The organism is Pelomonas sp. KK5, assembly GCF_001984095.1.
Lineage (GTDB): Bacteria > Pseudomonadota > Gammaproteobacteria > Burkholderiales > Burkholderiaceae_C > KK5.
In genome coordinates, this window is sequence record NZ_LYVQ01000087.1 from 1 (window position 1) to 25145 (window position 25145).

The following is a 25145-nucleotide window of genomic DNA, read 5'->3' on the forward strand; positions in this document are numbered from 1 at the left end:
TGGACGCCCCCATCCATGTCCCGAGGCCCGGCCCACTCCTCGCGGCAGCCCCCGATTCATCAACTGTGGGCGGTGCGCAGCGCCATGGACATCTCAAATGAGCGCGATCCTGATGAGCGCTAACGCGAAGACCGAGCGGCACGGCGTCTGGCATGCGGCCTGGCGGCGCTTGAAGTCCGACCGCGTCGGCGTGACGTCGATGATCGTCGTCGCGCTGTTCCTGCTGCTGGTGCTGGCCGCCGCCACCGGCCTCGTGGCCAAGGGCTGGCAGCAGGAACTGGGCGTGCCCAATGCGCCGCCCACCTTCATAGGCCCAGCGCCGCCGGAGGCCACCGGCACGATCGCCGTGCCCAAGGGGCCCAACGTGGACCTCAGCGACATCGACCCGCTCGCGCCGCGCTACGCGGAATGGGCGGAGCGTGCCAAGCAGTACAAGACCTCGTCCACCGTCAAGGCCGAGACCCTGCCCTTCGGTGCCGACCGCCTGGGCCGCGACGTGATCGCCAAGGTGATCAAGGGCGCCGAGGTGTCCATCCTGGTGGGCCTGCTGGCCGCGCTGGTCGCCACGATCATCGGCACGGTGCTGGGCGCGCTGTCGGGCTTCTTCGGCGGCGTGGTCGGCGACGTGCTGGAGTGGGTCTACAACGTCTTCACTGCGATCCCGACCATCCTGCTGATCTTCGCCTTCGCCGCCATCGTGCAGCGCGGCGTGGGTTCGGTGGTGCTGATCCTGGCGCTGACCGGCTGGACCGGCATCTACCGGCTGATCCGGGCCGAGTTCATCAAGCACTCGGTGCGCGAGTACGTGCGCGCGGCGGAGGCGATCGGCGCCTCGTCCGCGAGCCGCATGTTCAAGCACATCCTGCCCAACGTCTCGCATGTCGCGCTGGTGCAGCTCTCGCTGCACGTCGTGAGCTTCATCAAGAGCGAGGTGATCCTGTCTTACCTGGGCCTGGGCGTCGGCGTGGACCAGGTCAGCTGGGGCACGATGCTGGCCGAGGCGCAGTCGGAACTGATCCTGGGCTACTGGTGGCAGCTGGTGGCGGTGAGCGCCTGCATGGCGGTGTTCGTCACGGCCTTCGCGCTGTTCACCGATGCGCTGCGCGATGCGCTCGATCCGAAGCTGCGGGGACTCGAATGACTTTGCTGAAGATCGAGGATCTGAAGGTTGCCTTCCGCATGGGCCGCCATAACGGCGAGACCCAGCGCACCCAGGCGGTCAAGGGCATCAGCTTCGAGGTGCCGGAGAACACCACCGTCGCGCTGGTCGGCGAGTCGGGCTCGGGCAAGAGCGTCACCGCGATGTCCATCCTCAACCTGCTGCCCGACAACGCCGAGCGCCAGGGCCGCATCGAGTTCCTCGGCCGCGACCTGCTCAAGGCCTCACTGCGCGAGCTGCAGGCGATCCGCGGGCGCGACATCGCCTGCGTGTTCCAGGATCCGATGAGCTCGCTGAACCCGGTGTTCACCGTGGCCGACCAGATCATGGAGCCGCTGGTCAAGCACCTGGGCCTGACGCGCCGCCAGGCGCTCGCCCGCGCCGAGGAACTGCTGAACGAGGTCGGCATTCCCGAGCCGAAGCGGCGCCTCGCGGCCTACCCGCACGAGCTGTCCGGCGGCCAGCAGCAGCGCGTGATGATCGCCGTGGCCCTGGCCTGCTCGCCCAAGCTGCTGATCGCCGACGAGCCCACCACCGCGCTGGACGTCACCATCCAGCGCCAGGTGATGGACCTGCTGGCGCGGCTGAAGGACTCGCACCGGATGAGCCTGCTGTTCATCTCGCACGACCTGGGCGTGGTGGGCGAGGTGTCCGACCATGTGGTGGTGATGCGCCACGGCGTCGTGCGCGAGCAGGCACCGGTGGCGGAGATCTTCGCGAACCCGCAGGACGACTACACCAAGGCCCTGCTCGCCTGCCGCCCCAGCCTCAGCGCACCCAACCCGGCGCGGCTGATGGTCATCGACGACCACATCGCGGGCCGCAGCGCCGGCGCGGCGGCCACCGCCAAGGACCCGCAGGCCCCGGTGGTGCTGGAGGTCAAGGGCCTGAAGAAGAGCTTCTTCTTCAAGGCCGGACTGTTCGGCAAGCGCGAGTTCATCGCCGTCAAGGGCGTGGACTTCCAGCTGCGCAAGGGCCACACGCTGGGCATCGTCGGCGAGTCCGGTTCCGGCAAGACCACCACCGGCCTGACGCTCCTGCGCCTGCACGAGCCGACCGGCGGCCAGGTTCTGTTCGAGGGCCGCGACCTGCTGAAGATGGACGGCGCCGAGTGGCAGAAGATGCGCCGCCGCATCCAGATCGTGTTCCAGAACCCGTACGCCTCGCTGAACCCGCGCTTCACGATCGGGCAGACGCTGATGGAGCCGATGGAGATCCACGGCATCGGCGCGACCACCGCCGAACGCCTGGCCCGCGCCAGCGCGCTGCTGGCCAAGGTGGGCCTGGACGACTCGGCCCTCGCCAAGTATCCGCACGAGTTCTCCGGCGGCCAGCGCCAGCGCATCGCGATCGCCCGCTGCCTGACCCTGCAGCCGGAAGTGCTGGTGCTGGACGAGGCGGTCTCGGCGCTGGACGTCTCCGTGCAGGCCCAGGTGCTGAACCTGCTGAAGGACCTGCAGGACGAGTTCGGCCTCAGCTACATCTTCATCAGCCACGACCTCGCGGTGGTTCGCTTCATCGCCGACGAGGTGCTGGTGATGCAGAACGGCGAGGTGGTCGAGCAGAACGACACCGCCGCGCTGCTGGCGGCGCCACAGCAGGCCTACACGCAGCGCCTGCTGGGCGCCGTGCCGCGCGGGTACGAACCGGTTACATAAATAACGCCCAAAGCGGGCGGATTTCGCACAAACCACCCTCCGTCGGGACTCGCCATTAGGGCGACTACTCTCGGGCCCATCCCGGAGCCCTGCCTACACTCGACCTTTACAAATTCGTACAAATAAGCGCGGGCACGAGGACGAGTGGGTGGGCGAACCGATGGACGGACGTGGATAGTGAGAACTACGCCGCGCAGCCGTCTGGCGCCCGGCCGGCCGCCGATGGCAGACTTCGGCGCTGCTGATTCCGGAATCCCCGAACTCCGACCGATGAACCGGGCCGCTAACGCATTCCCTCGACGCCATGCCGGCCGTGCCCGAGCGCGCCTGCTGGCGCGGGCCTGCCTCGCGCTGGCGCTGGGCGCGGGGCTGCTGCCGCTGCTGTCGGGCTGCCCGTCGGCGGCCTCGCAGGCCAGTTCGCCGGAAGACCTGCGCGCCCGCGCCGCCGAGGTGATGCGCCGGGTCAACCAGCTGGAACGCACCGGCGTGGCACAACCGGCCGCCCACGAGGCCGAGTTGCAGGACCTGCTGCGCCTGAGCGCGCCCGGCAGCCCCGAGCGCATCGAGGTGCTGACGATGGCAGGCAACCTGGCCGCGCTGGCGCAGGACCGCATCAAGCTGGACGCCGCCATCAACCAGCTGATGAGCTGGCCCGCCCCTGCGACGCAGGCCCAGGCGAAGCTCGCCCTGGCCTTTGTCGAGGGCCAGTATTTCTACAAGGCGCGCCAGGACATCCGCGAGGCGCGCAAGGCGCTGGCCGGCATCGATGCCGAGACCTTCCGCAAGGCGCCGCTGGCCGACCTGATCCGCGTCTACAACCTGCGCGCCTTCGTCAAGCATGACGCCGGCGAGATCGACGAGGCCCTGGCCGACGGCCACCAGGCCCTGCGCTATGCCCAGGAACTGGGCGAGGACTGGCGCATCGCCCACACGCTGATCCAGCTGGCGCTGTTCTATTACAAGGCCGAGCAGGGCGAGCGCGCGCGCCAGACCGAGGCCGAGGCCGCCCGCATCGTGGCGGCCGACCCCGACCCCTTCCTGAGCTACCGCATGCTGACGATCAGCGCGATGCTGCACTCGCGCGACGAGGACACCAGCGCCACGCAGAAGGCCTGGCTCGGCGCGATCGACCAGGCGGCGCGGCTGGGCGCGGACTCGCTGTCGGCCCAGGCCAATGCCAACCTGTCCGACTACTACCTGCATGCCGGCAAGTTCCAGCGCGCGCTGCAGCAGGCCGAGATCGCGCTGCCGCTGGCGCGCCGCACCCGCAACCTGAACGCCGAGATCACCGCGCGGCAGAACCTGGGCCTGGCCAAGATCGCGCTGGGCCGCGTGGCCGAGGGCAAGGTGGATACCCGCGCCGCCATCACGCTGGACGAGCAGCAGGGCGCCACCAGCGGCGTCACCGAGAGCTGGCAGGAGCTGGGCGAATACCTCGAGCGGGCCGGCGACTACACCGGTGCGATCGAGGCCCACCACGAGTACCGCCGCCTGATCGACGTGGTGCTCCGCGACGACACGCGCAAGGCCGTGCTGGAAGCCCAGGAGCACTACGACGCCAGCCAGCGGCTCAAGGAGATCGAGCTACTGAACCGCGACAACAGCCTCAAGACCGAGCAGATCCGCGCCCGCGACCTGGAGCTGGAGCTGTGGGCCTCGCTGGCCGGCTGCATCGTCGTGACCTCGGTGCTGATGGGCCTGTTCTACCAGCGCGTGCGCCGCACCAACGAGGCACTGGCGCACAGCAACGCGACGCTGAAGGTGCAGAGCGAGCGCGACCCGCTGACCGGCCTGGCCAACCGTCGCCACTTCCAGGCGGCCATCCGCGAAGCCACCGGCGACGGCAAGCTCAAGGGCAGCCTGTTCCTGATCGACATCGACCACTTCAAGCGCATCAACGACGTGCACGGCCATGCGGCGGGCGACTCGGTGCTGGTGGAGGTGGCGCGGCGGCTCCGCAGCGCCGTGCGCGAGGATGACCTGGTCGTGCGATGGGGCGGCGAGGAGTTCCTGATCTTCGCGCGCACCCGCGAGCAGGCCTATGCCCAGGGGCTGGCGCAACGCCTGCTGGACCTGATCGGCCAGCCGGTGGTGCACAGCGAGTACAAGCGCATCCCGACCACCGCCTCGATCGGTTTCGCCAGCTTCCCGATGCCGCCGCACGAGCTGAGCATGGGCTGGGAGCGCGCCATCGACCTGGTGGACACGGTCATGTACATGGCCAAGGCCCACGGCCGCAACAAGGCCTACGGCATCGAGCACGTCGGCGCCGTGACCGAGGACGACCTGGCCCGCATCACCACCTCGATGGAGGCCGCCTGCCACGAGGGCCGGCTGCGGCTGGTGGCACTGCAGGGCCCGGTACGCCAGGGCGAAGACCTCGCGGAGGCGCGGGCCTGATGATGATCAAGACACCGGCCCGCCTGCTCATCACGATGGCGCTGCTGGCCGCCGCTGCCGCGGGCCAGGCCCAGCCCCTGGCCGCCCGCATCCAGGCCGCGGCCGAGCTGGGCCAGCGCCAGCCGGAGCAGGCGCTGCAGCAGCTGGGCGAGTTGCGCAGCAACGCCGCGCCCACGCCGGAAGACCTGCTGCTGCTCGACGAGACCGAGGGCCGCACCCGGCTGGAGAACGGCGACAACGCCGGTGCGCTGGCCGTGGCCGACCGCATGGCCGACCAGCCTGGCCACGCTCCCCAGGCCGACCTGCTGCGCGCGCTGGTGGCCGCTCGCCAGGGCCTGTTGAAGGAATCGGTGCAGTTCGCGCAGCGCGCGCTGCTCCCGCTGGAGCCGGCCTGCAAGGCGGTGCCGGCCGCCGCCTCCAGCCCCGCCGCCCTGCGCGCCGAGGTGCCGCCCGGCTGCCGGGTGCGCGACACCACGGAGGCCCTGCGCATCATGGCCGTCGAGCAGGAGCGCAGCGGTGCGCTGTCGCAGGCGGTGCTGCTCTACGAACGGGCGCTGGGCCTGGCCGAGGCCGGCCACGCAGACGACCTGGCGATGTTCAGTAGCGGCCAGCTGGCGGTGCTGGCCTCCGAGCAGGGCCGCCATGAGGAGAGCCAGGTGTGGATGCAGCGGGCGCGCGCGCTGGCCGGCGGCGACCGGCTGCTGCAGGTGCATCTGGCCAACTTCGAATCGATGGTGGCCTCGCGCACCGGCGACAAGGCCCGCCAGGTGCGCGTGCTGCTGGACAGCCTGCGCCTGGCCCGCGAGATCGACGCGCCGCGCATGGCCGCCCGCGCCCAGAACAACCTGGCCAACTACTACATGCACGAAGGCGAGCCGGCGCGCTCGCTGGCGATGGCGCGCGAGGCGCTGCCGGTGGTGCTGCGCTACAAGGACCTGCGCAGCGAGCGCATCCTGCGCCACAACATGGCGGTGGCACTGCTGCAGCTCAGGCAGGTGGAGGCCGCGCGGCGCGAGATCTCCCGGGTGGAGGAGCTGCGCCACGGCCAGGCCGACACCACGCTGCGCATCACCGAGCTGCGCGAGCTGGGCGAGGCCTGGGCCATGGCCGGTCAGCCCAAGGAGGCCATCGCGCTGTTCCACCTCGAGCGCCAGTTGACCGCCGAGGCCAATGCCCGCAACCGCGAGGCCTCGCTGCGCCAGCTGCAGCTCAAGTACGACAGCAAGCGCGAGCAGCACGACCTGGACCTGCTCACCAGCGACCGCAACCTGAAGGACCGCCAGCTCGCCAACCGCAGCCTCGCGCAGCAGGTGGGCATCGCCATCGGCGTGCTGCTGGCGCTCTCGCTGGTGCTGGTGGGCATCATGATCAAGCGGGTGCGTGACGCCAACAAGCGGCTCAAGGCCAGCCAGGCCCTGCTGCGCGCGCAGAGCGAGCGCGACCCGCTGACCGACCTGGCCAACCGCCGCCACTTCCTGGCCGTGATGGAGCAGCAGCAGCAGCTCCACGCGCGCTTCAGCGGCGCCCTGCTGATGGTGGACATCGACCACTTCAAGCACGTCAACGACCGCCACGGCCACGGCGCCGGCGACGTGGTGATCTGCGAGGTGGCGCGGCGCCTCTCGCATGCGGTGCGCACCGAGGACCTGGTGGTGCGCTGGGGCGGCGAGGAGTTCCTGATCTTCGCGCCCGACGTGGGCCAGGAGCCGCTGACCCAGCTGGCCGATCGCATCCTGCAGAGCGTGGGCGCCACGCCGGTGGAGATCGAGACCGGCGCGCTGCGCGTCACCGTGTCCATCGGCTTCGCCCACTTCCCGCTGCCGCCGGCGCTGCTGCCGGTGCACTGGGAGCAGGCGGTCAACTGGGCCGACATGGCGCTCTACGTCGCCAAGGCCCAGGGCCGCAACCAGGCGATGGGCATCGCCACCGTCAAGGCCGACGACACCGACGCGCTGGCCCAGATCGAGGCGGACTTCGAGGCCGCCTGCTCCTCGGAGCGCGTCAGGATGACGCAGGTGCCGGGGCCGGCGCTCAGTGCGACGCCGGCCGCGGGGAACCCGGCATCGCCGCGAACAGACGTTCCGGCTGAATCCTGAGCAGCGCGCTGTCGTCGGCCAGCGCGCCGACGATGGCAAAGCCCGCCTGCGCGGTGTCGCGCACCTGCGGCGGATCGAGCGGATGCCCGTCTTCATCGGCAATCGCGCAGGCCAGCGGCATGCTGGCATGGGCGCCGCGCCGCACGACGATCGCCGCTTCACCGCTGGCCAGGCGCACACCGCTGCCGGGCGGATGGATGCCCAGCTCCTTGATCAGCATGGCCGCCAGCGGGTGGCCGGCGCTGGCCATGTAGAGGTCGCGCGCGGCCTGCTGCGGCGTCACCGGCGGGCGGCCCTGGGCGGGCGCCTGGCGGGCCAGGAAGATCTCGACGAACTCCAGCATCTGCTGCGGCTCGCCGGCCTCGGCGGGCCGGCGCTGCAGCGCGGCTTCCACCAGCGCCAGGCTGCGGTCGCCCGGCCAGCCGGCGCGGCGCGCCAGCAGCGCGCAGAGGCCGGCCACATGCATCGCGTGGTCGCTCTCGCCCAGCAGGCTGCGGCGCGCGCGGATCACCGCGAAGATCAGCCGGTCGCCGCTGCGCTCGGCCAGCGCCAGCAGCTCCGGCGCCGTCATCGTCGTCGTGCGTCCCATTCGTCGTTCCCCCCGTTCGTGAGTCGGGTCGGCCTCGTCGGGCCGCTTTCCGCTGCACCCCGGGAGTAGACCACCGCTGTGCAAGACCTGACCCCACGCCGATGCGCACAAGTTCACGCCGGCCGCCGCGGACACAATGCGGCAATGAGCACCGCCAAGCCCCCGACGCTGGAACAGCTGCGCCGCCATGCCATCGCCCGCAGCCTGTTCAAGCCGACCACCCTGCCCCGTGCCATCGCGAAGCTGGGCTTCGTCCAGGCCGACCCGATGCGCGCGCCCGCCCGCGCCCAGGATCTGATCCTGCGCCACCGCGTCGCCGGCTACCAGGCCGGCGAGCTGGAGCAGCGCTACACACGGCTGAGGATCGAGGAGGACTGCTTCGTCAACTACGGCTTCGTGCCGCGCGAGTGGCTGCCGCTGCTGCATCCGCGCGAGCCGAAGAAGGCCTGGGACGCCGCCACCCGCGAGCGCGCCGAGGCGCTGCTGGCCGCCGTGCGCGAGCGCGGGCCCACGCATCCGAAATCGCTGCTGGAGGAGTTCGCCCACCATGGCCGCATGCCCGGCTACTGGGGCGGGGAGCTGAACGTCAGCACCCAGCTGCTCGATGGGCTGCACTACCGCGGCCAGTTGCGCGTCAAGCGGCGCGAGCAGGGCACGCGGATCTACGAGGCCGTGCAACACCCCGAGCAGGACCAGAGCCCTGCCGCCCGGCTGGAGCGGGCCGCGGCACTGCTGGACCGCGTGGTGGCCCTGTACGCGCCGCTGCCGGCGGCCAGCCTGGGCTACCTGACCAGCCTGCTCGGCTACGGCGTGCCGCATCTGCGCGCCGAGGCGCGCCAGGCTTTCGCGAAGCAGGCGCGCGAGCGCTATGCCCATGCCAAGGTGGACGGCCACACCTGGTACTGGCCGGCCGACGAGAACCCGGCCTCGCGCCGCCACAAGGCCGACGACACGCTGCGGCTGCTGGCGCCCTTCGACCCGGTCGTCTGGGACCGCCGGCGCTTCGAGCTGCTATGGGGCTGGGAATACAAGTTCGAGGCCTACGTCCCCGCGCCCAAGCGCCGCATGGGCCACTACGCGCTGCCGATGCTGTGGGGCGAGGACATGATCGGCTGGGCCAACCTGCGGCTCGACAAGGGCCGGCTGAAGCACGAGCTGGGCTTCGCGTCCGGCTCGAAGCCCAAGGGCGCGGCCTTCAAGCTGGCACTGGAGGAAGAGCTGGCGCGGATGCGGCTATTCCTGGGCTGCGAGTAGCGCCTGCGCAAGTTCGGCGAAGCCGGTGCCTCGCTCGCCCTGCGTGACGAAGGCCGGCTTGTGCTGCAGTCGCGCCAGGAAGCGCGCGATGTTCGCCACCCCGATGGACAGGGGCATCTGCTCGAACATCAGTTGATCGTTGGTCGAATCGCCGACGTACAGCCACTCGGCGGGATCGAAGGCCATGCCCTGAGTCGCCTCGACCGCCCAGCGCGCGGCCGTCCACTTGCTGTGCTCGCCGATCCAGCCGTTGACGTGGATGGAGCTGACTGTCGCCTGCAGGCCGTGCTCGCGCATCACGGCGCAGACGGCGGCAATCTGTGCGGCGTCCAGATGCGCATGCTCGCTGTGGTCGATGGCGATGTCGGTGAGGCGGCCGGGGCTGTCGGTGGCCGGCGTGGCGCCGGGCACGCGGGCCAGGATGTCGGCTTCGCACTGGCGCAGACGTAATGCGTTAGCCGAGCGGGTCGCAAGGTCCTGGGTAAAGGAGATGTCAGCACCGCGCAGCATCACCGCGCCGTTCTCGGCCACGATGGCCGCCACCGGCCATGCGAGCGCGAAGGGTTCGCTCCAGCCGGCCGGGCGGCCGGTGATGGCGATAACGGGCAGCTTCGACGCATGCAGGCGCTGCAGCGCGAGCAGGGCCGCGGGCTCGATCGCGCCGTCGGCGGTCAGCGTGTCGTCGATGTCGGTCAGCACGCCGCGCACGGCGCGCAGCCGCTCGGGCGGGCAGTCGACGAGCGGCTTCATTTCCCTTCTTGCCGGGCGATCCACTCGTCCACCACCTGTTCCAGCAGGTCCAGCGGCAGCGCGCCGTTCTTCAGCACCAGGTCGTGGAAATCGCGCAGCTGGAACTTCGCGCCGAGCTTGCCGCGCGCCCGTTCGCGCAGCTCCATGAGCTTCAGCATGCCCACCTTGTAGCCGGTGGCCTGGCCGGGCCAGACGACGTAGCGGTTGCTCTCGGTGAAGTTGTCGCGCTCGGAGCCCGCCGTGTTGCCCTGCATGTAGGCCAGCACCTGCTCGCGGGTCCAGTGCCTGGCATGCTGGCCGGTGTCCACCACCAGGCGCACCGCGCGCAGCAGCTCGTCGCTGAGGCGGCCGAAGTCCTGGTACGGGTCGGCGTAGAAACCGAAGTCCTTGGGGAAGGCCTCGGCGTACAGCGCCCAGCCTTCCACATAGGCGGTGTAGCCGCCGAAGCGGCGGAACTTCGGAATGCCCTTCAGCTCCTGCGCGATGGCGATCTGCATGTGATGGCCGGGGATGGCCTCGTGGTGCGCCAGCGTCTCCATCTCCCAGATCGGCAGGCCGCGCATGTCCACCGTGTTGACGTAGTAGGTGCCGGGGCGCGAGCCATCCGGCGTCGGCGCGTTGTAGAAGGCGCCGGCCGAGCCCTGCTCGCGGAAGGGTTCGACCTTCTTCACCACCAACGGCGCCTTCGGCAGCACGCCGAAGAACTCGGGCAGGCGCCGGCGCATGTCGTCGATGATCTGCGTGGCGCGCTCGATGTAGGCGGCCTTGCCGGCGTCGGTCTGCGGGTAGGCGAACTGGGGGTCGTCGCGCATGAAGGCGAGGAAGGCCTTCAGATCGCCCTGGAAGCCGACGCGCTCCTTGATGGCCGCCATCTCACGGTGGATGCGGGCCACCTCGGCCAGGCCCAGCTCGTGGATCTCGTCGGCGCCGAGCCGGCTGGTGGTGGACTGGCGCAGGCGCCAGGCGTAGTAGGCCGCGCCGTCGGGCAGCTTCCAGACGCCGTCATCATCGGTCGCCACGCGCTGCTGGTCCTCGAACATCGCGATCAGGCGCTCATAGGCCGGCTGCACCGACTGCAGCAGCGCGGCGCGGCCGGCGGCGAGCAGCGCCTTCTTCTTCGCCGCATCGAGCGTCTTCAGGGCGCCGACCTTGGCGCTGAAGTCCGCCCACAGCGCGCTCTGGCCCTCGCCCTCGAAGGGCTCGCCGCGGATCACCTGGCGCGAGGCGTCGATCAGCAGCGGGAACACGAACTTCGGCGGCAGCACGCCGATCGCCTGGCCGGCGCGGGACTGCTGCTGCAGCTGGGCGAACATCGCCGGCATGCCGCGCAGCCGCGCGATGTAGGCGCGGGCATCGGCCTCGCTGGCGACCGGATGGAAGTTGATCAAAAAGGCCGGCGCATCCTGGTGCAGGCCGTACATCTGAGTGAACACATAGCCGTGGTGGCGCCAGCGGTAGCCCTCGATCTCCTGCTCGGCGCGCGAGACGAAGAGGCGGTAGCTGAGCTTCGTCTGCTCGTCCAGGCGCTCGAAGGCGATGCCGCGGCGCAGCTCGGCCAGCGAGCGCACGCTGCGGCCGAGGTCGTCCAGCTCGCGCTGCTCGGAGAAGTCATCCCAGCGGTCCATGTCCTTGCGGATGCCCAGGTAAGCCTCCCGCATCGGGCTGCGGGCGACGTCCTCGTCGAACACGCGGTCGAAGAAGGCGTTGGCCTTGGCGGATTCGTCGGGAACACCCCGTGCGATGCCGCTGAAACTCAGCGTCATGGCCAGGGCCAGCATGGCACGGCGAGAGAGGTCGATCACGGTCATCCGGTCGGGAGTTGGACTGGCGCGCATTGTGCGCTGCTAGAATCTGCCTCCATTCCGAGGAGCGTTGCAACCTCTCCACCCTTGAGGCCAGGCTCGGAACAAGACTCTGCAACCGCGCTCACCCGCCATGTCTCGCGTGGGTGAGGTTCATCTGAAGTAACCCATTACCTGCGCGGCAGACATTGCGGCTTCCCACCCGAGGAGCATTGCAATGACCACGACCACCAAGCTGTCCGCCGACCAGTACCACATCGCCGACCTGGCCCTCGCCGCCTGGGGCCGCAAGGAACTCAGCATCGCCGAGAGCGAGATGCCGGCGCTGATGGCGATCCGCCGCGAATACGCCGAATCCAAGCCGCTCAAGGGCGCCCGCATCACCGGCTCCCTGCACATGACGATCCAGACCGGCGTGCTGGTCGAGACGCTGCAGGCGCTGGGCGCCGAAGTGCGCTGGGCTTCGTGCAACATCTTCTCCACCCAGGACCATGCCGCCGCCGCGCTGGTCGCCGCGGGCACGCCGGTGTTCGCCTATAAGGGCGAGTCGCTGGAGGACTACTGGGACTACACCCACCGCATCTTCGACTTCGGCCCCAAGGGCAGCGCCGGCGAAGGCCCCAACATGATCCTGGACGACGGCGGCGACGCGACGCTGCTGATGCACCTGGGCCAACGTGCGGAGAAGGATCTCTCCGTGCTGGCCAAGCCGGGCAGCGAGGAAGAGCGCATCCTGTTCGCCGCGATCAAGGCGAAGCTGGCCGTCGATTCGACCTGGTACACCCGCAAGAGCGCCGAGATCATCGGCGTGACCGAGGAGACGACGACGGGCGTGCACCGCCTGAAGGAGATGTCGGACAAGGGCACGCTGCTGTTCCGCGCGATCAACGTCAACGACTCGGTCACCAAGAGCAAGTTCGACAACCTCTACGGCTGCCGCGAGTCGCTGGTGGACGGCATCAAGCGCGCCACCGACGTAATGATCGCCGGCAAGATCGCCGTGATCGCCGGCTATGGCGACGTGGGTAAGGGCTCGGCGCAGGCGATGCGCGCGCTGTCGGCCCAGGTGTGGGTGACCGAGATCGACCCGATCTGCGCGCTGCAGGCGGCGATGGAGGGCTTCCGCGTCGTGACGATGGAATACGCCGCCGACAAGGCCGACATCTTCGTCACCACGACCGGCAACAAGGGCGTGATCCGCCACGAGCACATGGCCGCGATGAAGCACAACGCCATCGTCTGCAATATCGGCCACTTCGACAACGAGATCGACATCGCCTCGATCGAGAAGTACGAGTGGGAAGAGATCAAGCCGCAGGTCGACCATGTCATCTTCCCCGACGGCAAGCGCATCATCCTGTTGGCCAAGGGCCGCCTGGTGAACCTGGGCTGCGGCACGGGCCACCCGAGCTATGTGATGTCGTCCTCGTTCGCCAACCAGACGATCGCGCAGATCGAGCTGTTCGCGCACAAGGAGCGCTATGACGTCGGCCAGGTCTATGTGCTGCCCAAGCACCTGGACGAGAAGGTCGCGCGCCTGCAGCTGGTCACGCTGAACGCACAGCTGAGCGAGCTGACGGACGAGCAGGCCGCCTACATCGGCGTGAGCAAGTCGGGCCCGTACAAGCCCGACACCTACCGCTACTGATCGATGCGCGCCGATCAGCTGCTTGTCGCGAAGGGCCTGGCGCCGACGCGCTCGGCCGCGCAGCGGCTGATCGAGGCCGGCGCGGTGCTGTGCGCCGGCCGCGTCGTGCGCAAGGCCGGCGAGGATGTGGCCGAGCATGCGGAGCTGACCGTCACGGACGACGCCGAGCTGCGCTTCGTCTCGCGCGGCGGGCTCAAGCTCGAGGGCGCGTTGAAACACGCGGCCCTCGACGTGAGGGGCCTGGCCGTGCTGGACATCGGCCAGAGCACCGGCGGCTTCAGCGACTGCCTCTTGAAGGCCGGCGCGGCGCGAGTGACCGGCATCGACGTCGGCCACTCGCAGCTGCATGCGGCGCTGCGCGACGACCCGCGCATCAGCGCGCTGGAGAACACGCACGTGCGCGAGTTCCAGCCCGCGGAGCGCTTCGCCCTGATCGTCGGCGACCTGAGCTTCATCTCGATGCTGGGCGAGCTGCCGCGCATCGCCGGCTGGCTTGAATCCAAGGGTCAGGTCTTGCTGCTGATCAAGCCGCAGTTCGAGCTGGGCAAGAAGGCGCTCAACAAGGGCGGCCTGGTCAAGAACCCGGCCCAGTACGCGCAGCTCGAAGCCCAGGCCCGCGAGGCCGCCTCAGCCGCCGGACTCACCGTGCGCAACTGGTTCGACAGCCCCATCACCGGCGGTGATGGCAACCGAGAATTTTTCCTGTGGGCACAACAGCCATGAGTACCGCTACTCCCGTCAGTTTCGAATTCTTCCCGCCCAACACCCCCGTCGGCAGCGAGAAGCTGAAGACCGTCGTGCAGGACCTGTCGGTGCTGAAGCCCGAGTACTTCAGCGTCACCTACGGCGCCGGCGGCTCGACCCGCGAGAAGACCCTGGCGACGGTCATGGACATCGCCGCCGCCGGCTTCGACGCCGCACCGCACCTGAGCTGCGTGGGCTCCACCCGCGAGGGCATCGCCGAGATCCTGGCCACCTACCGCGCGCAGAACATCCGCCGCGTCGTGGCGCTGCGCGGCGACCTGCCCAGCGGCACCGCCTTCGCCGGCGAGTTCCGCTATGCCTCGGAGCTGGTGAGCTTCATCCGCGAGACGCAGGGGCCGGACTGGTCGATCGAAGTGGCTGCCTATCCGGAGTACCACCCGCAGCAACGCTACGCGGCCAAGGACCTGCAGCACTTCGCGGACAAGATGAACGCCGGCGCCAGCTCGGCGATCACGCAGTTCTTCTTCAACCCGGATGCCTACTTCCACTTCGTCGATGAAGTGCGCAAGCGCGGCGTGGACCAGCCGATCATCCCGGGCATCATGCCCTTCCACAACTACGCCCGTATCGCGCAGTTCGCGCAGCGGGACGGCATCGAGATCCCGCGCTGGGTGGCGCTGAAGATGGAAGGCTTCATGGACGACGCCGCCTCCATCCGCGCCTTCGGCCTGGACGTGATGACCCAGGTCTGCCAGCGCCTGATCGACGGCGGCGTGCCGGCCATCCACTTCTACACGTTGAACCAGTCGGCGCTGACGCTGGAGCTGTGCAAGCGGCTCGGCCTGGGCGCTTGAAGCGATGGCCTGGATCCTCCTCCTCATCGCCGGCCTGCTGGAAGTCGGCTGGGCCATCGGGCTGAAGTACACCGAGGGCTTCACCAAGCCCGTGCCCTCCGTCCTCACCGGCCTCGCGATGGCGGCCAGCGTGGGCCTGCTGGGCGTGGCGATGAAGTCGCTGCCGGTGGGCACCGCCTATGCGGTGTGGGTCGGCGTCGGCGCGGTGGGCACGGCCATCCTCGGCATGATGCTGTTCAACGAGGCAGCCAGCGTCGGCCGGCTGATCAGCCTGGGGCTGATCGTGGCCGGGATCGTGGGGCTGAAGCTGGCGTCAGCGAGCTAGGACATTCAAGGCCAGACCGTGGCTGGCCCTGGCCAGGCGGTCGTCGTTGGTCCAGAGCGCCGTGCAGCCATGATGCAGCGCGCACGCGAGATGGAGCGCATCGGGGGTCTTGAGCCCGAAGTGGGCGCGCAGCTCGGCGGCTTGCACACAGACGGCATCACTCAGCTCCAGCAAGCGGAATCCGCTGAACGCGCGCTCGTACTGCCGGCGAAGCCCGGCGTCGGCATCCCGGATCGGTCGCACCAGACATTCCGTCTTGACCAACGGTGACAGGGCCAACTGGCCCGCCGGCATGGCCAGCATGGCCGCCAGCGTCGGCTCTCCGAACAAGGGATGCCGCTCGATCGCGTAGATCAGCAGGCAACTGTCAAGGTAGATCAATCCCAGGACTCGCGCTCAGCCTGGATCCCTGCATCGATCTCTTCAGCACTGCGCTGCAGATGCGGCGGAAGCGGGTTGTCACGCAGCCAGGCCACGAAATCGGGGCCCGTCCATGTCCGGGCGCCTTCGGCTGGATCGATCGCCACGAGCCGCGCTACCGGCTGCCCGCGATTGGCAATCACCACCTCCTCGCCCGCCTGCGCGGAGCGGATCAGCTGCGACAAGTTGTTCTTGGCTTCAAGGACGTTGACCTTCATGACGGCCTCGCAAACGACGTGGGAGCCGATTTTAGGCTTCCTGGCCAATTCTGGCCAGATCTAGCCAGCTCCGACCTTGGCGAAGGCATCCCGCGTCAGGTTCTCCGGCGGGCCTTCCTCGCGGCAGGCCACGTCGTCCTCGATGCGGATGCCGCCGAAGCGGCTGAGGTGGTCGACCTTCTCCCAGTCCACCTGGGACGCGGCACTGGTCGCCCGCAGCTTCTTCAGCAGCGTCGGGATGAAGTACAGGCCCGGCTCGATCGTCACCACCATGCCCGGCTGCAGCGGCCGGGTCAGGCGCAGGAAGGGGTGGCCTTCGGGCTTGGGCAAGGTGCCGCCGGTCTCGCCGGCCATGAAGCCGCCGATGTCGTGCACCTGCAGGCCCAGCAAATGGCCGATGCCGTGGGGGAAGAAGGTGCTGCTGATGCCCTCGGCGACGATGGCCTCGGGGCTCATGTGCTTCACGATGCCCTGCTCGCCGAGGATCGCAGCCACGCGGCGGTGCGTGCTCAGATGGATCTCGCGGTAGTCAACGCCGTTGCGGACCTCGTCCACCAGCGCCAGCTGCGCGCTCTCCATCGCGGCCAGCAGCGCCTCGAAGTCCGCGTCCTTGCCGCGGCCCCAGGTGCGGGTGATGTCGGAGGCGTAGCCGTTGACCTGGGCGCCGGCATCGATCAGGAAGGAGCGGCTCTGCGAGGGGCGCAGCGCGTCCTGGTACTGGTAGTGCAGCACCGCGCAGTGCTCGTTCAGGCCGATGATGTTGGTGTACGGCAGGTCGCGGTCGGTGTGGTCGGTGGCCTTCAGGTAAGCGCGATGGATCTCGATCTCCGAGGCGCCGGCCAGGAAGGCCTCGCGGGCCGCAACGTGGCCCGGCACCGCGCGACGCGAGGCGGCGCGCATCTGCTCCAGCTCCCAGCCGCTCTTCACGGCCCGGCGCCAGTGCAGCAGGTTCAGCAACTCGGGCGGGTTGTTCGGCTTGAACTCGCCCAGCGCGGCATCGGCCTCGCCGATGATGGCCAGCTTGCCCGGCACCTTCAGGTGGTCCACCGCATCGCCCGGTTCGCTGATGACGACCAGTTCCACCAGGTCCACCCACTCGCCGCTCGGGTCGCTGGGCGGCACATGCCAGTAGTCGTCCGGCTGGTAGTAGACGACGCGCGGCTTGTGGCCCGCGCGAATGACGATCCAGCTGTACGGATGGTTCGTCAGCGGCAGCCAGTGCTTGAAGTGCGGGTTCGGCTGGAAGAGATAGGGCCGGTCGTCGAGGAAGGCGTACTTCTCGACGCCGGAGGCGATCAGCAGGGCGTCGTGGCCGGTGCGGGCCAGGGCGGCTTCGGCCTCGCGCTGCAGGCCGGCGAGATGGTGGGCGTAGCTGGTGTTCGTCGTCATCGGGGGATTATCGATCCGGGTCCTTCTCCCAGACGACGCCCTCTTCGGTCAGCATGGAGTCCACGGGCACGTCATCCGGCTCCTTCTTCAGCAGCGGCAGGAAGCCATGCGCGTAGCCCACGCCGACCATCTGCGGGCGTGGCTGCATCTCCTGCACCGTGCGTGCCATGAAGCCGCCGCCGTAGCCGATGCGCAGGCCCGCCGGCCCGTAGCCCACGCAGGGCACCAGCAGCAGTTGGGGCTGGAAGGTCTCGGTGTCCTTGGGCTTGGTGATGCCGTAGGCGTCCTCCTCCATCGGGCAGCCGGGATACCAGACATGGAAATGCAGCGTGCCGTGTTCCTTGTCCACCACCGGGATGCCGATGCGGCGCTTCGGATCGGCCTCGCTCCAGCGGTACAGCGCCGGCAGCGGATCGAACTCGCCCTTGATCGGCCAGTAGGCGCCGATGGTGGTCTCGCGCCGCCGCACCAGCCAGACGCGCAGCACCCGCTGCAGGTCCTCCGCCAGCTCGAGCCGGTTCGGCAGGTCCATGCGCTCCTGAATCAGCCTCTTGCGCAGCGCCGTGCGGTCGTTCATCCAGTCCACTTGTGCATACTCCGTCCGGGGGTACGCGCGCATTATGGACACCGAACTGCTGAACCACTGCCCAGGAACCAATCGGGCTTACCCATGGCTCCGCGTTGCGCGAGACGGGACACAGGCAAGGCGACAAGCGCAAGCTGGACTCCTGTCCAGCGAGCATTGGCAACACGGCCTGTGTCCCGTCTCGCGCAACCCTTCGGGCCGCCGCCTGGGGCTGCCATGCGGCGTTGCAGGCTCGTTGTGTGGCACGGCCACACGGCCTCGCCTGCGCCTTGCCTGGCAGCCCCAGGCGGCGGCGCGGTGCCATGGGTAAGCCCGATTGGTTCCTGGAACTGCTGGCGCCGCTGGGGCCGGTGAAGAGCCGCCGCATGTTCGGCGGCCACGGCATCTATGTGGACGGCCTCTTCTGCGCGCTGATCGCCTACGACCAGCTCTACCTGAAGGCCGACGCCGAGACCCGGCCCCGCTTCGAGGCCGCCGGCTGCGAGCCCTTCCGCTACGAGAAGCAGGGCGGCGAGTCGGTCTCGATCAGCTACTTCCGCCCGCCCGAGGAGGCAATGGAATCGCCGGCGCTGATGCAGCCCTGGGCGCGGCTGGCGCTGGCCGCCGCGCTGCGGGCTGCCAATGCCAAGCTCAAGCCGCGGAAGGCGCCGCCAGCGAAGAAGAAGACGCGCTCAGCTGGAAGCGCCGCCAGAAAGGCGTAGCCGCCGAACGCCGCGCCCGCTGCGCCTCGCCGCAAGGCGGCACCAGCAACTGGAAGCTCGCCTGCGGCCAGGCTTCCATCACCACCCGGCTGCCCGAGGGCAGCGTCAGGCTCTGGCCGGCCTCCAGCCAGTAATCTTCGGCCGGCTCGTCCAGTTCGCCGTGCAGGGTCAGCCAGAGCTTGCCGGCGGTGACGCTCAGCTCACGGGTGCCGGGGCCGATGGACATGCTGAGCGCCTCGCCGGCGCCAACGGACCAGAGGGAATGTTGTTGAAAAGTGCTCATCAGTGTTGCTCCAGCTGACCGGCACGGGACTCCGTGCGCGACATGGACAAATACTAGGGTTGCCCCGGAGCTGGGTCCAATGAGATCGACGCGCCGGATTGATACCATTTGCGCATGAATGAGCCGCTCACGCGCCAGCGCCCACTGTCGATCGGCCCGCTGCGGGCCTTCGAGGCGGTAGCGCGGCGCCTGAGCTTCCGCGCCGCGGCGGAGGAACTGCACCTGACCCAGTCGGCCATCAGCCGGCAAATCCGCTCGCTGGAGGAGGAGGTCGGCTGCACGCTGTTCCTGAGAGGGACGCGGCACGTGGAGCTGACCGCCGACGGCGTCGCCCTGCTGAACGCCGCCGTGGCGGCGATGGAGCGCCTGGACCTGGCGGTGCGCCAGATCCGCCGCACCCGCGGGCGCAACGTGGTCAACGTGACCACCTTTCCGTCCTTCGCCTCGCTGTGGCTGATCCCGCGGCTGGAAGCCTTCCAGCGCGAGCATCCGGATATCGACATCCGTGTCTCGGCCTCGGACATGATCGTCGAGATCGACGACAGCGAGATCGACCTGGCGCTGCGCTACATGCAGCCCGAGCGCGCGCCAACCACCGCGCGGCGCCTGTTCGGCGAGACGCTGACGCCGGTCGCCAGCGCCGCGCTGGCCCGCCAGGCGGTCGAAGGCAGTTCGCCCCCTCTGAAACAGCCCACCGACCTGGCCCAGTACACGCTGGCCGAGGAGGACGACCCGCGCATGGGCTCCCAGTTCGCCAGCTGGAAGCGCTGGCTGCGCGAACAGGGCCAGCCGAACCTGGAACCGCGCCGCTGGATGTTCCTGAATTTCACCTACCAGCAGGTGCAGGCCGCGCTGGCCGGCCAGGCGCTGGCGCTGGCGCGGGTGGCCCTGGTCAGCGAACAGCTGCAGCGCGGCGACCTGGTGGAGCCCTTCGGCACCGCGGCGCGGATGAGCAGCCCCTACGCCTACTACCTGCTGCGCGCCGAGCACAGCCGCGGCCGGCCCGAGGTGCAGCAGTTCTGCGACTGGGTGCTGGCGCAGGCGATGCAGACGCGCATCGACATCGGGGAACAGGAGCGGTATTACTGAAGCCCCTCGCCCAGTCCCGCCGCGCTGAACGCGGGCGGGCCTGGTCGGTCCGCCGAGGGGACGCGATTGCCTGCGGGATCGACCCGCAGGCAATCGCAGTGGGCCGGCTTGGGGCGGCCCGGCGCTCGGCCCCGGAACAGCCGAACCGTCATATTCATCGAAACATGTCGAGTATGCTGCGCGGCGTACGCTGCAGGCCCTCGGGCTGCCGACAATGACGCCAGCCATGGACACCCTCGTCGCCACCGACACGCTGCTGACGCTGACCGGCCACCTGCCCGGCCCCGCGCGCTACGCGCTGGCGGACCTGCAGAGGCTGCCGCGCCATGAACTCGGTGCCACGGCGATCCAGTGCTTCTCCGGCCGGCCGGTGGCCGAGCTGCAGAGCCTGCGCGGCATCCGCCTCGTCGACGTGCTGGCCCATGCCGGTTTCTGCGAGGCGCCGCGCGCCGAGTTGAAGCGCTGCGTGATCATCGGCCACGGCCAGGACGACTACCAGGCGATCTTCAGCTGGAGCGAGCTGTTCAATTCGCCGCTGGGCGATGCAGCGCTGATCGTCTACGAGCAGAACGGCGAGCCGCTGGCGGGACACCTGGGGCCGCTCTCGCTGATCTCCGCCGCTGATCGGCGGCTCGGCCCGCGCAACCTGCGCCAGCTGCACACGATCGAGGCGCGGCGGCTCTGATCAGGGCGCGATGATGTCGTGCTCGGTGAGGATCACGCCGAGGGGCAGGTCGTGAGCCTCCACCGCGAACTGAGCCTCGCCCACCGACCAGGCCAGCCCCACCGTCGTCACGCCCGGATGCTCGGCCAGCCAGCGGTCGAAATAGCCACCGCCGTAGCCGAGCCGGAAGCCCTCGCGGGTGAAGCCCACGCAGGGCGCCAGCACCACATCGGGCACGACCACGCCACCCGTCGGCGCGGCGATGCCCACCTCGTCCACACCCGCAGGTTCACTGCCATCCCATCGCCGGTAATCCATGCGCCGCGGCGTCCGGTAGCAGTACGGCAGCGCCAGCTGCGGCGCCTCCTCGGGCCAGGCATGGCCGAGCAGCGCCTGCACTGCGTTAAATTCCCCCTCCAGGGGCCAGTACAGCCCCAGGCACATCGGCTCCAGCTGATCCAGCAGGGCGAGCAGCTGGCGCGCCAGGCCCGCGGGCGCGGCATGGCCGGCCGGGGTGTCTGCCAGCCACGCAGCACGCTCGGCCTTCAGGCGCGCACGCAGCGCGGGGCGGGATTCGGTGGCGGTCATGATGGCGATGGGTTCGACGAAGGAAGCAGTCTGGTGACGAAGCAACGAGCTTGGGCAGTATATGGAGCGCTGGTGGCGGCCCTGGTGGTCGGCCCGGCCCAGGCGCAGCAGGTCGTCGAGCCCATCCTCGCCGCCAAGGACGCGCAGCGCAGCAAGGACCGCAAGGCCCTCGCCGCCCTCAACGCATCCGCGCAGGCTCAGCGTTATGCGCTGGCGCCGTGGATCGACTACTGGGACATCGGCCTGCGCCTCTCGGAGGTCAGCCAGCCCGAGCTGGATGCCTTCTACGCCCGCTGGCCCGGCAGCTATGTCGAGGACCGGCTGCGCAACGACTGGCTGCTGGAGCTGGGCCACCGGCGCGACTGGAAGAACTTCGCCCTCGAGTACCCACGCTTCCAGATGCGCGACGACCGCGAGGTGCTGTGCTATTCGCTGGTGGTCGAGATGCAGCCCGGCAACGGCCCGCGCAAGGGCGACTTCCGCGAGCGCGCCCGCGCCGCCTGGCTGGCGCAGAAGGACGGCGACGAAGGCTGCCAGCTGCTGGCCAGCCAGATGTTCGACGCCGGCCTGCTGAAGCCCGACGACGTCTGGCTGCGCCTGCGCCTGGCCGTCGAGGCGCAGCGGCCGAAGGCGGTCAAGCAGGCCGCGTCGCTGCTGGGCCGGCCGGTGGAACTGGCAGTGGCCGAGCTGCAGGACAACGCCGGCAAGTACCTGACCCGCAAGGGCAGCGCCGCCAACCGCAACCAGTCCGAGCTGACGACGCTGACCCTGCTGCGGGTGGCCACGGCCGACCCCGCCCAGGCCGCGGACCTGATGACGAGCCGCTGGCAGCGCCAGCTGCCCGGCGAACTGGCCGCCGCCGTCTGGGCCCAGATCGCGCGCCAGGCGGCCTTCCGCCTGCAGCCCGAGGCGGTCGACTGGTTCGACCGCGCGCTGAAGCTGCATGCGGGCAACAAGAAGAACCAGGACGATCCGGAGTGGAGCGACGACACCCTCGCCTGGGCCGCGCGCGCCACGCTGCGCAGCATCGGCAGCGGCGGCAACGAGGAGCGCTGGCCGCAGCTGCTGCGCCTGATCGGCCTGCTGAGCCCTAACGAGCAGAATCAGCAGACTTGGCGCTACTGGCGCGCTCGCGCGCTGCTCGCCACCGCAACGGCCACGCCCGCCGGCGAGGCACAGCGCACCGAGGCCCGCACGCTGCTGCAGGGCCTGGTCTCGCCGCTGAGCTTCTACGGCCACCTGGCCGCCGACGATCTCGGCCAGGGCCAGGTCTTGCCCCCACCGCCCGCGCCGCTGACGCCGCTGGAGCGCGGCAAGGCGCAGACCACCGCCGGCCTCGCCCGCGGCCTGCTGCTGATCGCACTGGGCCTGCGCAACGAGGGCGTGCGCGAATGGAACTTCACGCTGCGCGGCATGAGCGAGCGCGAGCTGCTAGCCGCCGCGCAGGAGGCCTGCGACCGCGAGGTCTGGGACCGCTGCATCAACGCCAGCGACCGCACCCGCGCCGAGGTGGACCTGGCCCAGCGCTATCCGACGCCCTACCGCCGTGAGCTGATGGCGCGCTCGCGCGAGGTGGGCGTGGACCCGGCCTATGTGTACGGCCTGATCCGCCAGGAGTCGCGCTTCGTCGTCGATGCGCGCTCGCACGTCGGCGCCGCCGGGCTGATGCAGGTGATGCCGGCCACCGCCAAGTGGACCGCCAAGAAGGCCGGCATCCCCTTCAGCCCGGAGCTGATGCAGGACCGCGACTTCAACATCCGCATCGGCGCCAGCTACCTGAAGCTGGTGCTGGACGATTTCGGCGGCTCGATGACGATGGCCGCCGCGGCCTACAACGCCGGCCCCGGCCGCCCGCGCCGCTGGCGCGAGGGCCCGCTGCTGGACGCCGCGATCTGGACCGAGAACATCCCCTTCAACGAGACGCGCGACTATGTGAAGAACGTGCTGGTGAACACCACCGTCTATGCGCAGCTGCTGGGCGACGGAAGCTCCACGAACCTGCGCGCCCGCCTGGGCCAGAAGATCGGGCCCAAGGCCGGGCCGGACATCCTGCCGGTCGATCCGCAATGAGCGGTGCTCATCAATCGCATGAGCAAGTCTCACCCCTGCGCCGGCGCCTGCTCGCTAAGCTGAGGGCTTCAACAGGAAAGTACCCATGATGAAGCTCTACATCGCCAACAAGAACTACTCCTCCTGGTCGCTGCGCCCCTGGCTGACGCTGAAGGGCCTGGGCATCCCCTTCGAGGAGGTGATGGTGCGCTTCGACGACTTCGGCCCCGGCTCGCGCTTCCATGCCGCGCTGGACGCGATCGGCGCCGGCGTGCGCAAGGTGCCGATCCTGGTCGAGGACGACGGCTTCGCCGTCTGGGAGACGCTGGCCATCGCCGAATACATCGCCGACCGGCATCCGGAGATCGCCGTCTGGCCCCGCGACCCCCAGGCCCGCGCCCGCGCCCGCAGCTACTGCGCCGAGATGCACGCCGGCTTCGGCAGCCTGCGCAACCTGTGCCCGATGAACATCGAGGCCTACTTCCCCGAGATCGGCACCCGGCTGATGGAAAGCGAGGCCGGCCTGCGCAAGGACATCGCCCGCATCGATCAGATCTGGAGCGAGGCGCTGGCCGCCAGCGGCGGGCCCTTCCTGTTCGGCGAGTTCGGCGCGGTGGACGCCTACTTCGCGCCGGTCGTCATGCGCGCCACTCGCTTCGCCCTGCCCTTGAGCCCGGCTGCCGCGGCCTACGCGAAGCGCATCGAGCAACTCCCCGCCATGGCCGAATGGATCGCTGCCGCGCTGCTGGAGCAGACCTACGTGGCGGAAGACGAGCCGTACCGCGGCCACCGATGACGATGCACGCCTACCTCGTCGGCGGCGCCGTCCGCGACGCCCTGCTGGGCCTGCCGGTGCAGGACCGGGACTGGGTGGTCGTCGGCTCCAATCCGGCGGCGATGGTGGCGGCGGGCTACGTGCCGGTCGGCAAGGACTTCCCGGTCTTCCTACATCCCGAGTCGCACGAGGAATACGCGCTGGCCCGCACCGAGCGCAAGACCGCGCCCGGCTACCACGGCTTCGCCTTCCACGCCGCGCCCGAGGTCACGCTGGAGCAGGACCTGGCCCGGCGCGACCTGACGATCAATGCGATGGCGCAGGACGCCGACAGCGGCGAGATCGTCGACCCCTACGGCGGCCGGCGCGACATCGAGGGTCGGGTCTTGCGCCACGTCTCGCCGGCCTTCGCCGAGGATCCGGTGCGCATCCTGCGGCTGGCCCGCTTCGCCGCGCGCTTCAGCGATTTCACGGTGGCGCCGGAGACGGTCGAGCTCATGCGCGGCATGGTCGCCGCCGGGGAGGTGGACGAGCTGGTGGCCGAGCGGGTCTGGCAGGAGCTGTCGCGCGGGCTGATGGAGAGCAGGCCCTCGCGCATGTTCGAGGTGCTGCGCGACTGTGGCGCGCTGGCGCGGCTGCTGCCCGAGGTGGAGCGGCTGTTCGGCGTGCCCCAGCCGCCGGCCCACCACCCGGAGGTCGACACCGGCGTGCACCTGCTGATGGTGCTGGACCAGTGCGCCCGGCTGCAGACCTCGCTGGCGGTGCGCTACGCCTGCCTTTGTCACGATCTCGGCAAGGGCACGACGCCGGCCGACATCCTGCCGCGCCATATCGGCCACGAGCAGCGCAGCGCCGACCTCGCCCGCCAGGTCAGCGAGCGCTGGCGCGTGCCCAATGACTGCCGCGAGCTGGCCGACCTGGTCGCCCGCGAGCACGGCAACGTCCACCGCAGCACCGACTTCGACGCCACCGCCCGGCTGCGCCTGCTGGAGCGCAGCGACGCCTGGCGCAAGCCCGGCCGCTTCGAGCAGATGCTGTGGGCCTGCGAATGCGATGCCCGCGGCCGCCTGGGCCTGGAGGATCGCGACTACCCGCAGCGCGAGCGGCTGATGCAGGACCTCGCCGCCACACAGGCGGAAGACC

24 protein-coding genes and 1 riboswitch are annotated in these 25145 nt (G+C 69.8%); of the genes, 15 read left to right on the forward strand and 9 right to left on the reverse strand.

All coding sequences use genetic code 11. The features are described 5' to 3' along the window. The first annotated feature begins 97 nt into the window (after positions 1 to 97). The 4 genes from B0W88_RS15120 (at position 98) to B0W88_RS15135 (ending at position 7313) form a co-directional block, all read left to right on the forward strand. Entirely contained in the window at positions 98 to 1141 is a 1044-nt protein-coding gene (locus tag B0W88_RS15120) for an ABC transporter permease (protein WP_077035478.1), read from the forward strand. After that, a complete protein-coding gene (locus tag B0W88_RS15125; RefSeq protein ID WP_077035479.1) occupies positions 1138 to 2817 on the forward strand; it encodes an ABC transporter ATP-binding protein in 1680 nt (559 codons plus the stop codon). Before B0W88_RS15120 ends, B0W88_RS15125 begins: the two co-directional genes overlap by 4 nt. Positions 2818 to 3087: 270 nt before the next feature. Then, the gene (locus B0W88_RS15130; protein WP_077035480.1) at positions 3088 to 5217 is read left to right on the forward strand and encodes a GGDEF domain-containing protein; all 2130 of its coding nucleotides are present in this window, start codon (positions 3088 to 3090) and stop codon (positions 5215 to 5217) included. Next, entirely contained in the window at positions 5217 to 7313 is a 2097-nt protein-coding gene (locus B0W88_RS15135; RefSeq protein WP_077035481.1) for a GGDEF domain-containing protein, read from the forward strand. The genes B0W88_RS15130 and B0W88_RS15135 overlap by 1 nt, the downstream gene beginning before the upstream one ends. Here the strand turns inward: B0W88_RS15135 and B0W88_RS15140 are convergent. Beyond that, positions 7249 to 7902 carry a hypothetical protein gene (locus B0W88_RS15140; RefSeq protein ID WP_144006778.1) on the reverse strand — a complete coding sequence of 218 codons (654 nt, stop codon included), beginning with the start codon at positions 7900 to 7902 and terminating at the stop codon, positions 7249 to 7251. The genes B0W88_RS15135 and B0W88_RS15140 overlap by 65 nt on opposite strands. Positions 7903 to 8046: 144 nt before the next feature. On the opposite strand from B0W88_RS15140, the gene B0W88_RS15145 reads away from it, so the two are divergent. Next, a complete protein-coding gene (locus B0W88_RS15145; RefSeq protein WP_077035483.1) occupies positions 8047 to 9156 on the forward strand; it encodes a DNA glycosylase AlkZ-like family protein in 1110 nt (369 codons plus the stop codon). Here the strand turns inward: B0W88_RS15145 and B0W88_RS15150 are convergent. Both B0W88_RS15150 and B0W88_RS15155 read right to left on the reverse strand, forming a co-directional pair. Then, positions 9136 to 9906 carry an HAD-IIB family hydrolase gene (locus B0W88_RS15150; RefSeq protein ID WP_077035484.1) on the reverse strand — a complete coding sequence of 257 codons (771 nt, stop codon included), beginning with the start codon at positions 9904 to 9906 and terminating at the stop codon, positions 9136 to 9138. The two genes, B0W88_RS15145 and B0W88_RS15150, sit on opposite strands and share 21 nt — an antisense overlap. Continuing rightward, on the reverse strand, positions 9903 to 11708 hold the full coding sequence (locus B0W88_RS15155) for a DUF885 family protein (protein ID WP_158080861.1): 1806 nt from the start codon (positions 11706 to 11708) through the stop codon (positions 9903 to 9905). The genes B0W88_RS15150 and B0W88_RS15155 overlap by 4 nt, the downstream gene beginning before the upstream one ends. 56 nt (positions 11709 to 11764) lie before the next feature. Beyond that, positions 11765 to 11841, forward strand: a riboswitch (S-adenosyl-L-homocysteine riboswitch). A gap of 84 nt (positions 11842 to 11925) precedes the next feature. On the opposite strand from B0W88_RS15155, the gene ahcY reads away from it, so the two are divergent. Genes ahcY through sugE form a run of 4 tightly spaced genes read left to right on the forward strand, consistent with a single transcriptional unit; the run spans position 11926 to position 15240 of the window. Next, a complete protein-coding gene (ahcY, locus tag B0W88_RS15160) occupies positions 11926 to 13356 on the forward strand; it encodes an adenosylhomocysteinase (RefSeq protein WP_077035486.1) in 1431 nt (476 codons plus the stop codon). A gap of 3 nt (positions 13357 to 13359) precedes the next feature. Continuing rightward, positions 13360 to 14079: a TlyA family RNA methyltransferase gene (locus B0W88_RS15165; protein ID WP_077035487.1), complete on the forward strand. Its 720-nt coding sequence runs from the start codon at positions 13360 to 13362 to the stop codon at positions 14077 to 14079. Continuing rightward, positions 14076 to 14915, forward strand: coding sequence for a methylenetetrahydrofolate reductase [NAD(P)H] (metF, locus tag B0W88_RS15170; RefSeq protein ID WP_077035488.1), 840 nt, complete (start codon positions 14076 to 14078; stop codon positions 14913 to 14915). Before B0W88_RS15165 ends, metF begins: the two co-directional genes overlap by 4 nt. Before the next feature lie 4 nt (positions 14916 to 14919). Continuing rightward, entirely contained in the window at positions 14920 to 15240 is a 321-nt protein-coding gene (sugE, locus tag B0W88_RS15175; RefSeq protein ID WP_077035489.1) for a quaternary ammonium compound efflux SMR transporter SugE, read from the forward strand. Here the strand turns inward: sugE and B0W88_RS15180 are convergent. The 4 genes from B0W88_RS15180 to B0W88_RS15195 are packed head-to-tail and all read right to left on the reverse strand — an operon-like array spanning position 15229 to position 17844. After that, positions 15229 to 15621 (reverse strand): type II toxin-antitoxin system VapC family toxin, encoded by a 393-nt coding sequence (locus B0W88_RS15180; RefSeq protein WP_158080862.1) that lies wholly within the window; start codon positions 15619 to 15621, stop codon positions 15229 to 15231. The two genes, sugE and B0W88_RS15180, sit on opposite strands and share 12 nt — an antisense overlap. Continuing rightward, positions 15618 to 15878 (reverse strand): type II toxin-antitoxin system Phd/YefM family antitoxin, encoded by a 261-nt coding sequence (locus tag B0W88_RS15185; protein ID WP_077035491.1) that lies wholly within the window; start codon positions 15876 to 15878, stop codon positions 15618 to 15620. Before B0W88_RS15185 ends, B0W88_RS15180 begins: the two co-directional genes overlap by 4 nt. 60 nt (positions 15879 to 15938) lie before the next feature. Then, positions 15939 to 17267, reverse strand: coding sequence for a Xaa-Pro dipeptidase (gene pepQ / locus B0W88_RS15190; RefSeq protein WP_077035492.1), 1329 nt, complete (start codon positions 17265 to 17267; stop codon positions 15939 to 15941). Between the two features lie 7 nt (positions 17268 to 17274). After that, positions 17275 to 17844: a 5-formyltetrahydrofolate cyclo-ligase gene (locus B0W88_RS15195; protein ID WP_077035493.1), complete on the reverse strand. Its 570-nt coding sequence runs from the start codon at positions 17842 to 17844 to the stop codon at positions 17275 to 17277. A 311-nt stretch (positions 17845 to 18155) separates the two neighbouring features. Between B0W88_RS15195 and B0W88_RS15200 the strand changes: the two genes are divergently transcribed. Beyond that, the gene (locus B0W88_RS15200; protein WP_077035494.1) at positions 18156 to 18554 is read left to right on the forward strand and encodes a TfoX/Sxy family protein; all 399 of its coding nucleotides are present in this window, start codon (positions 18156 to 18158) and stop codon (positions 18552 to 18554) included. Here B0W88_RS15200 and B0W88_RS34765 read toward each other — a convergent pair. Continuing rightward, the gene (locus B0W88_RS34765; RefSeq protein ID WP_144006780.1) at positions 18484 to 18837 is read right to left on the reverse strand and encodes a DUF2917 domain-containing protein; all 354 of its coding nucleotides are present in this window, start codon (positions 18835 to 18837) and stop codon (positions 18484 to 18486) included. The two genes, B0W88_RS15200 and B0W88_RS34765, sit on opposite strands and share 71 nt — an antisense overlap. A 114-nt stretch (positions 18838 to 18951) precedes the next feature. On the opposite strand from B0W88_RS34765, the gene B0W88_RS15210 reads away from it, so the two are divergent. Together B0W88_RS15210 and B0W88_RS15215 are read left to right on the forward strand one after the other, a co-directional pair. After that, entirely contained in the window at positions 18952 to 19926 is a 975-nt protein-coding gene (locus B0W88_RS15210; protein WP_198937846.1) for a LysR substrate-binding domain-containing protein, read from the forward strand. A gap of 226 nt (positions 19927 to 20152) precedes the next feature. Further along, a complete protein-coding gene (locus B0W88_RS15215) occupies positions 20153 to 20611 on the forward strand; it encodes a molybdopterin-dependent oxidoreductase (protein ID WP_077035497.1) in 459 nt (152 codons plus the stop codon). On the opposite strand, the gene B0W88_RS15220 is transcribed toward B0W88_RS15215, so the two are convergent. Further along, positions 20612 to 21223 carry a 5-formyltetrahydrofolate cyclo-ligase gene (locus B0W88_RS15220; RefSeq protein WP_233151719.1) on the reverse strand — a complete coding sequence of 204 codons (612 nt, stop codon included), beginning with the start codon at positions 21221 to 21223 and terminating at the stop codon, positions 20612 to 20614. It lies immediately after the preceding gene. Positions 21224 to 21250: 27 nt separating this feature from the next. On the opposite strand from B0W88_RS15220, the gene B0W88_RS15225 reads away from it, so the two are divergent. From B0W88_RS15225 to B0W88_RS15235, 3 genes are all read left to right on the forward strand, one after another. Beyond that, on the forward strand, positions 21251 to 23248 hold the full coding sequence (locus tag B0W88_RS15225) for a lytic transglycosylase domain-containing protein (protein ID WP_233151720.1): 1998 nt from the start codon (positions 21251 to 21253) through the stop codon (positions 23246 to 23248). 85 nt (positions 23249 to 23333) lie between these two features. Continuing rightward, positions 23334 to 24023, forward strand: coding sequence for a glutathione S-transferase (locus tag B0W88_RS15230; RefSeq protein ID WP_077035500.1), 690 nt, complete (start codon positions 23334 to 23336; stop codon positions 24021 to 24023). 2 nt (positions 24024 to 24025) lie between these two features. Beyond that, positions 24026 to 25145 (forward strand): multifunctional CCA addition/repair protein (locus tag B0W88_RS15235; RefSeq protein ID WP_077035501.1); only part of this gene is annotated, 1120 nt, incomplete at its 3' end.

Coding starts and splice junctions, on each gene's coding strand:
- B0W88_RS15150 (WP_077035484.1), bottom strand. CDS start 9,906: ATGAAGCCGCTCGTCGACTGCCCGCCCGAGCGGCTGCGCGCCGTGCGC.
- sugE (WP_077035489.1), top strand. CDS start 14,920: ATGGCCTGGATCCTCCTCCTCATCGCCGGCCTGCTGGAAGTCGGCTGG.
- B0W88_RS15165 (WP_077035487.1), top strand. CDS start 13,360: ATGCGCGCCGATCAGCTGCTTGTCGCGAAGGGCCTGGCGCCGACGCGC.
- B0W88_RS15210 (WP_198937846.1), top strand. CDS start 18,952: ATGAATGAGCCGCTCACGCGCCAGCGCCCACTGTCGATCGGCCCGCTG.
- B0W88_RS15215 (WP_077035497.1), top strand. CDS start 20,153: ATGGACACCCTCGTCGCCACCGACACGCTGCTGACGCTGACCGGCCAC.
- B0W88_RS15135 (WP_077035481.1), top strand. CDS start 5,217: ATGATGATCAAGACACCGGCCCGCCTGCTCATCACGATGGCGCTGCTG.
- B0W88_RS15145 (WP_077035483.1), top strand. CDS start 8,047: ATGAGCACCGCCAAGCCCCCGACGCTGGAACAGCTGCGCCGCCATGCC.
- B0W88_RS15130 (WP_077035480.1), top strand. CDS start 3,088: ATGAACCGGGCCGCTAACGCATTCCCTCGACGCCATGCCGGCCGTGCC.
- ahcY (WP_077035486.1), top strand. CDS start 11,926: ATGACCACGACCACCAAGCTGTCCGCCGACCAGTACCACATCGCCGAC.
- B0W88_RS34765 (WP_144006780.1), bottom strand. CDS start 18,837: ATGAGCACTTTTCAACAACATTCCCTCTGGTCCGTTGGCGCCGGCGAG.
- B0W88_RS15120 (WP_077035478.1), top strand. CDS start 98: ATGAGCGCGATCCTGATGAGCGCTAACGCGAAGACCGAGCGGCACGGC.
- metF (WP_077035488.1), top strand. CDS start 14,076: ATGAGTACCGCTACTCCCGTCAGTTTCGAATTCTTCCCGCCCAACACC.
- pepQ (WP_077035492.1), bottom strand. CDS start 17,267: ATGACGACGAACACCAGCTACGCCCACCATCTCGCCGGCCTGCAGCGC.
- B0W88_RS15140 (WP_144006778.1), bottom strand. CDS start 7,902: ATGGGACGCACGACGACGATGACGGCGCCGGAGCTGCTGGCGCTGGCC.
- B0W88_RS15185 (WP_077035491.1), bottom strand. CDS start 15,878: ATGAAGGTCAACGTCCTTGAAGCCAAGAACAACTTGTCGCAGCTGATC.
- B0W88_RS15200 (WP_077035494.1), top strand. CDS start 18,156: ATGGGTAAGCCCGATTGGTTCCTGGAACTGCTGGCGCCGCTGGGGCCG.
- B0W88_RS15125 (WP_077035479.1), top strand. CDS start 1,138: ATGACTTTGCTGAAGATCGAGGATCTGAAGGTTGCCTTCCGCATGGGC.
- B0W88_RS15195 (WP_077035493.1), bottom strand. CDS start 17,844: ATGAACGACCGCACGGCGCTGCGCAAGAGGCTGATTCAGGAGCGCATG.
- B0W88_RS15230 (WP_077035500.1), top strand. CDS start 23,334: ATGATGAAGCTCTACATCGCCAACAAGAACTACTCCTCCTGGTCGCTG.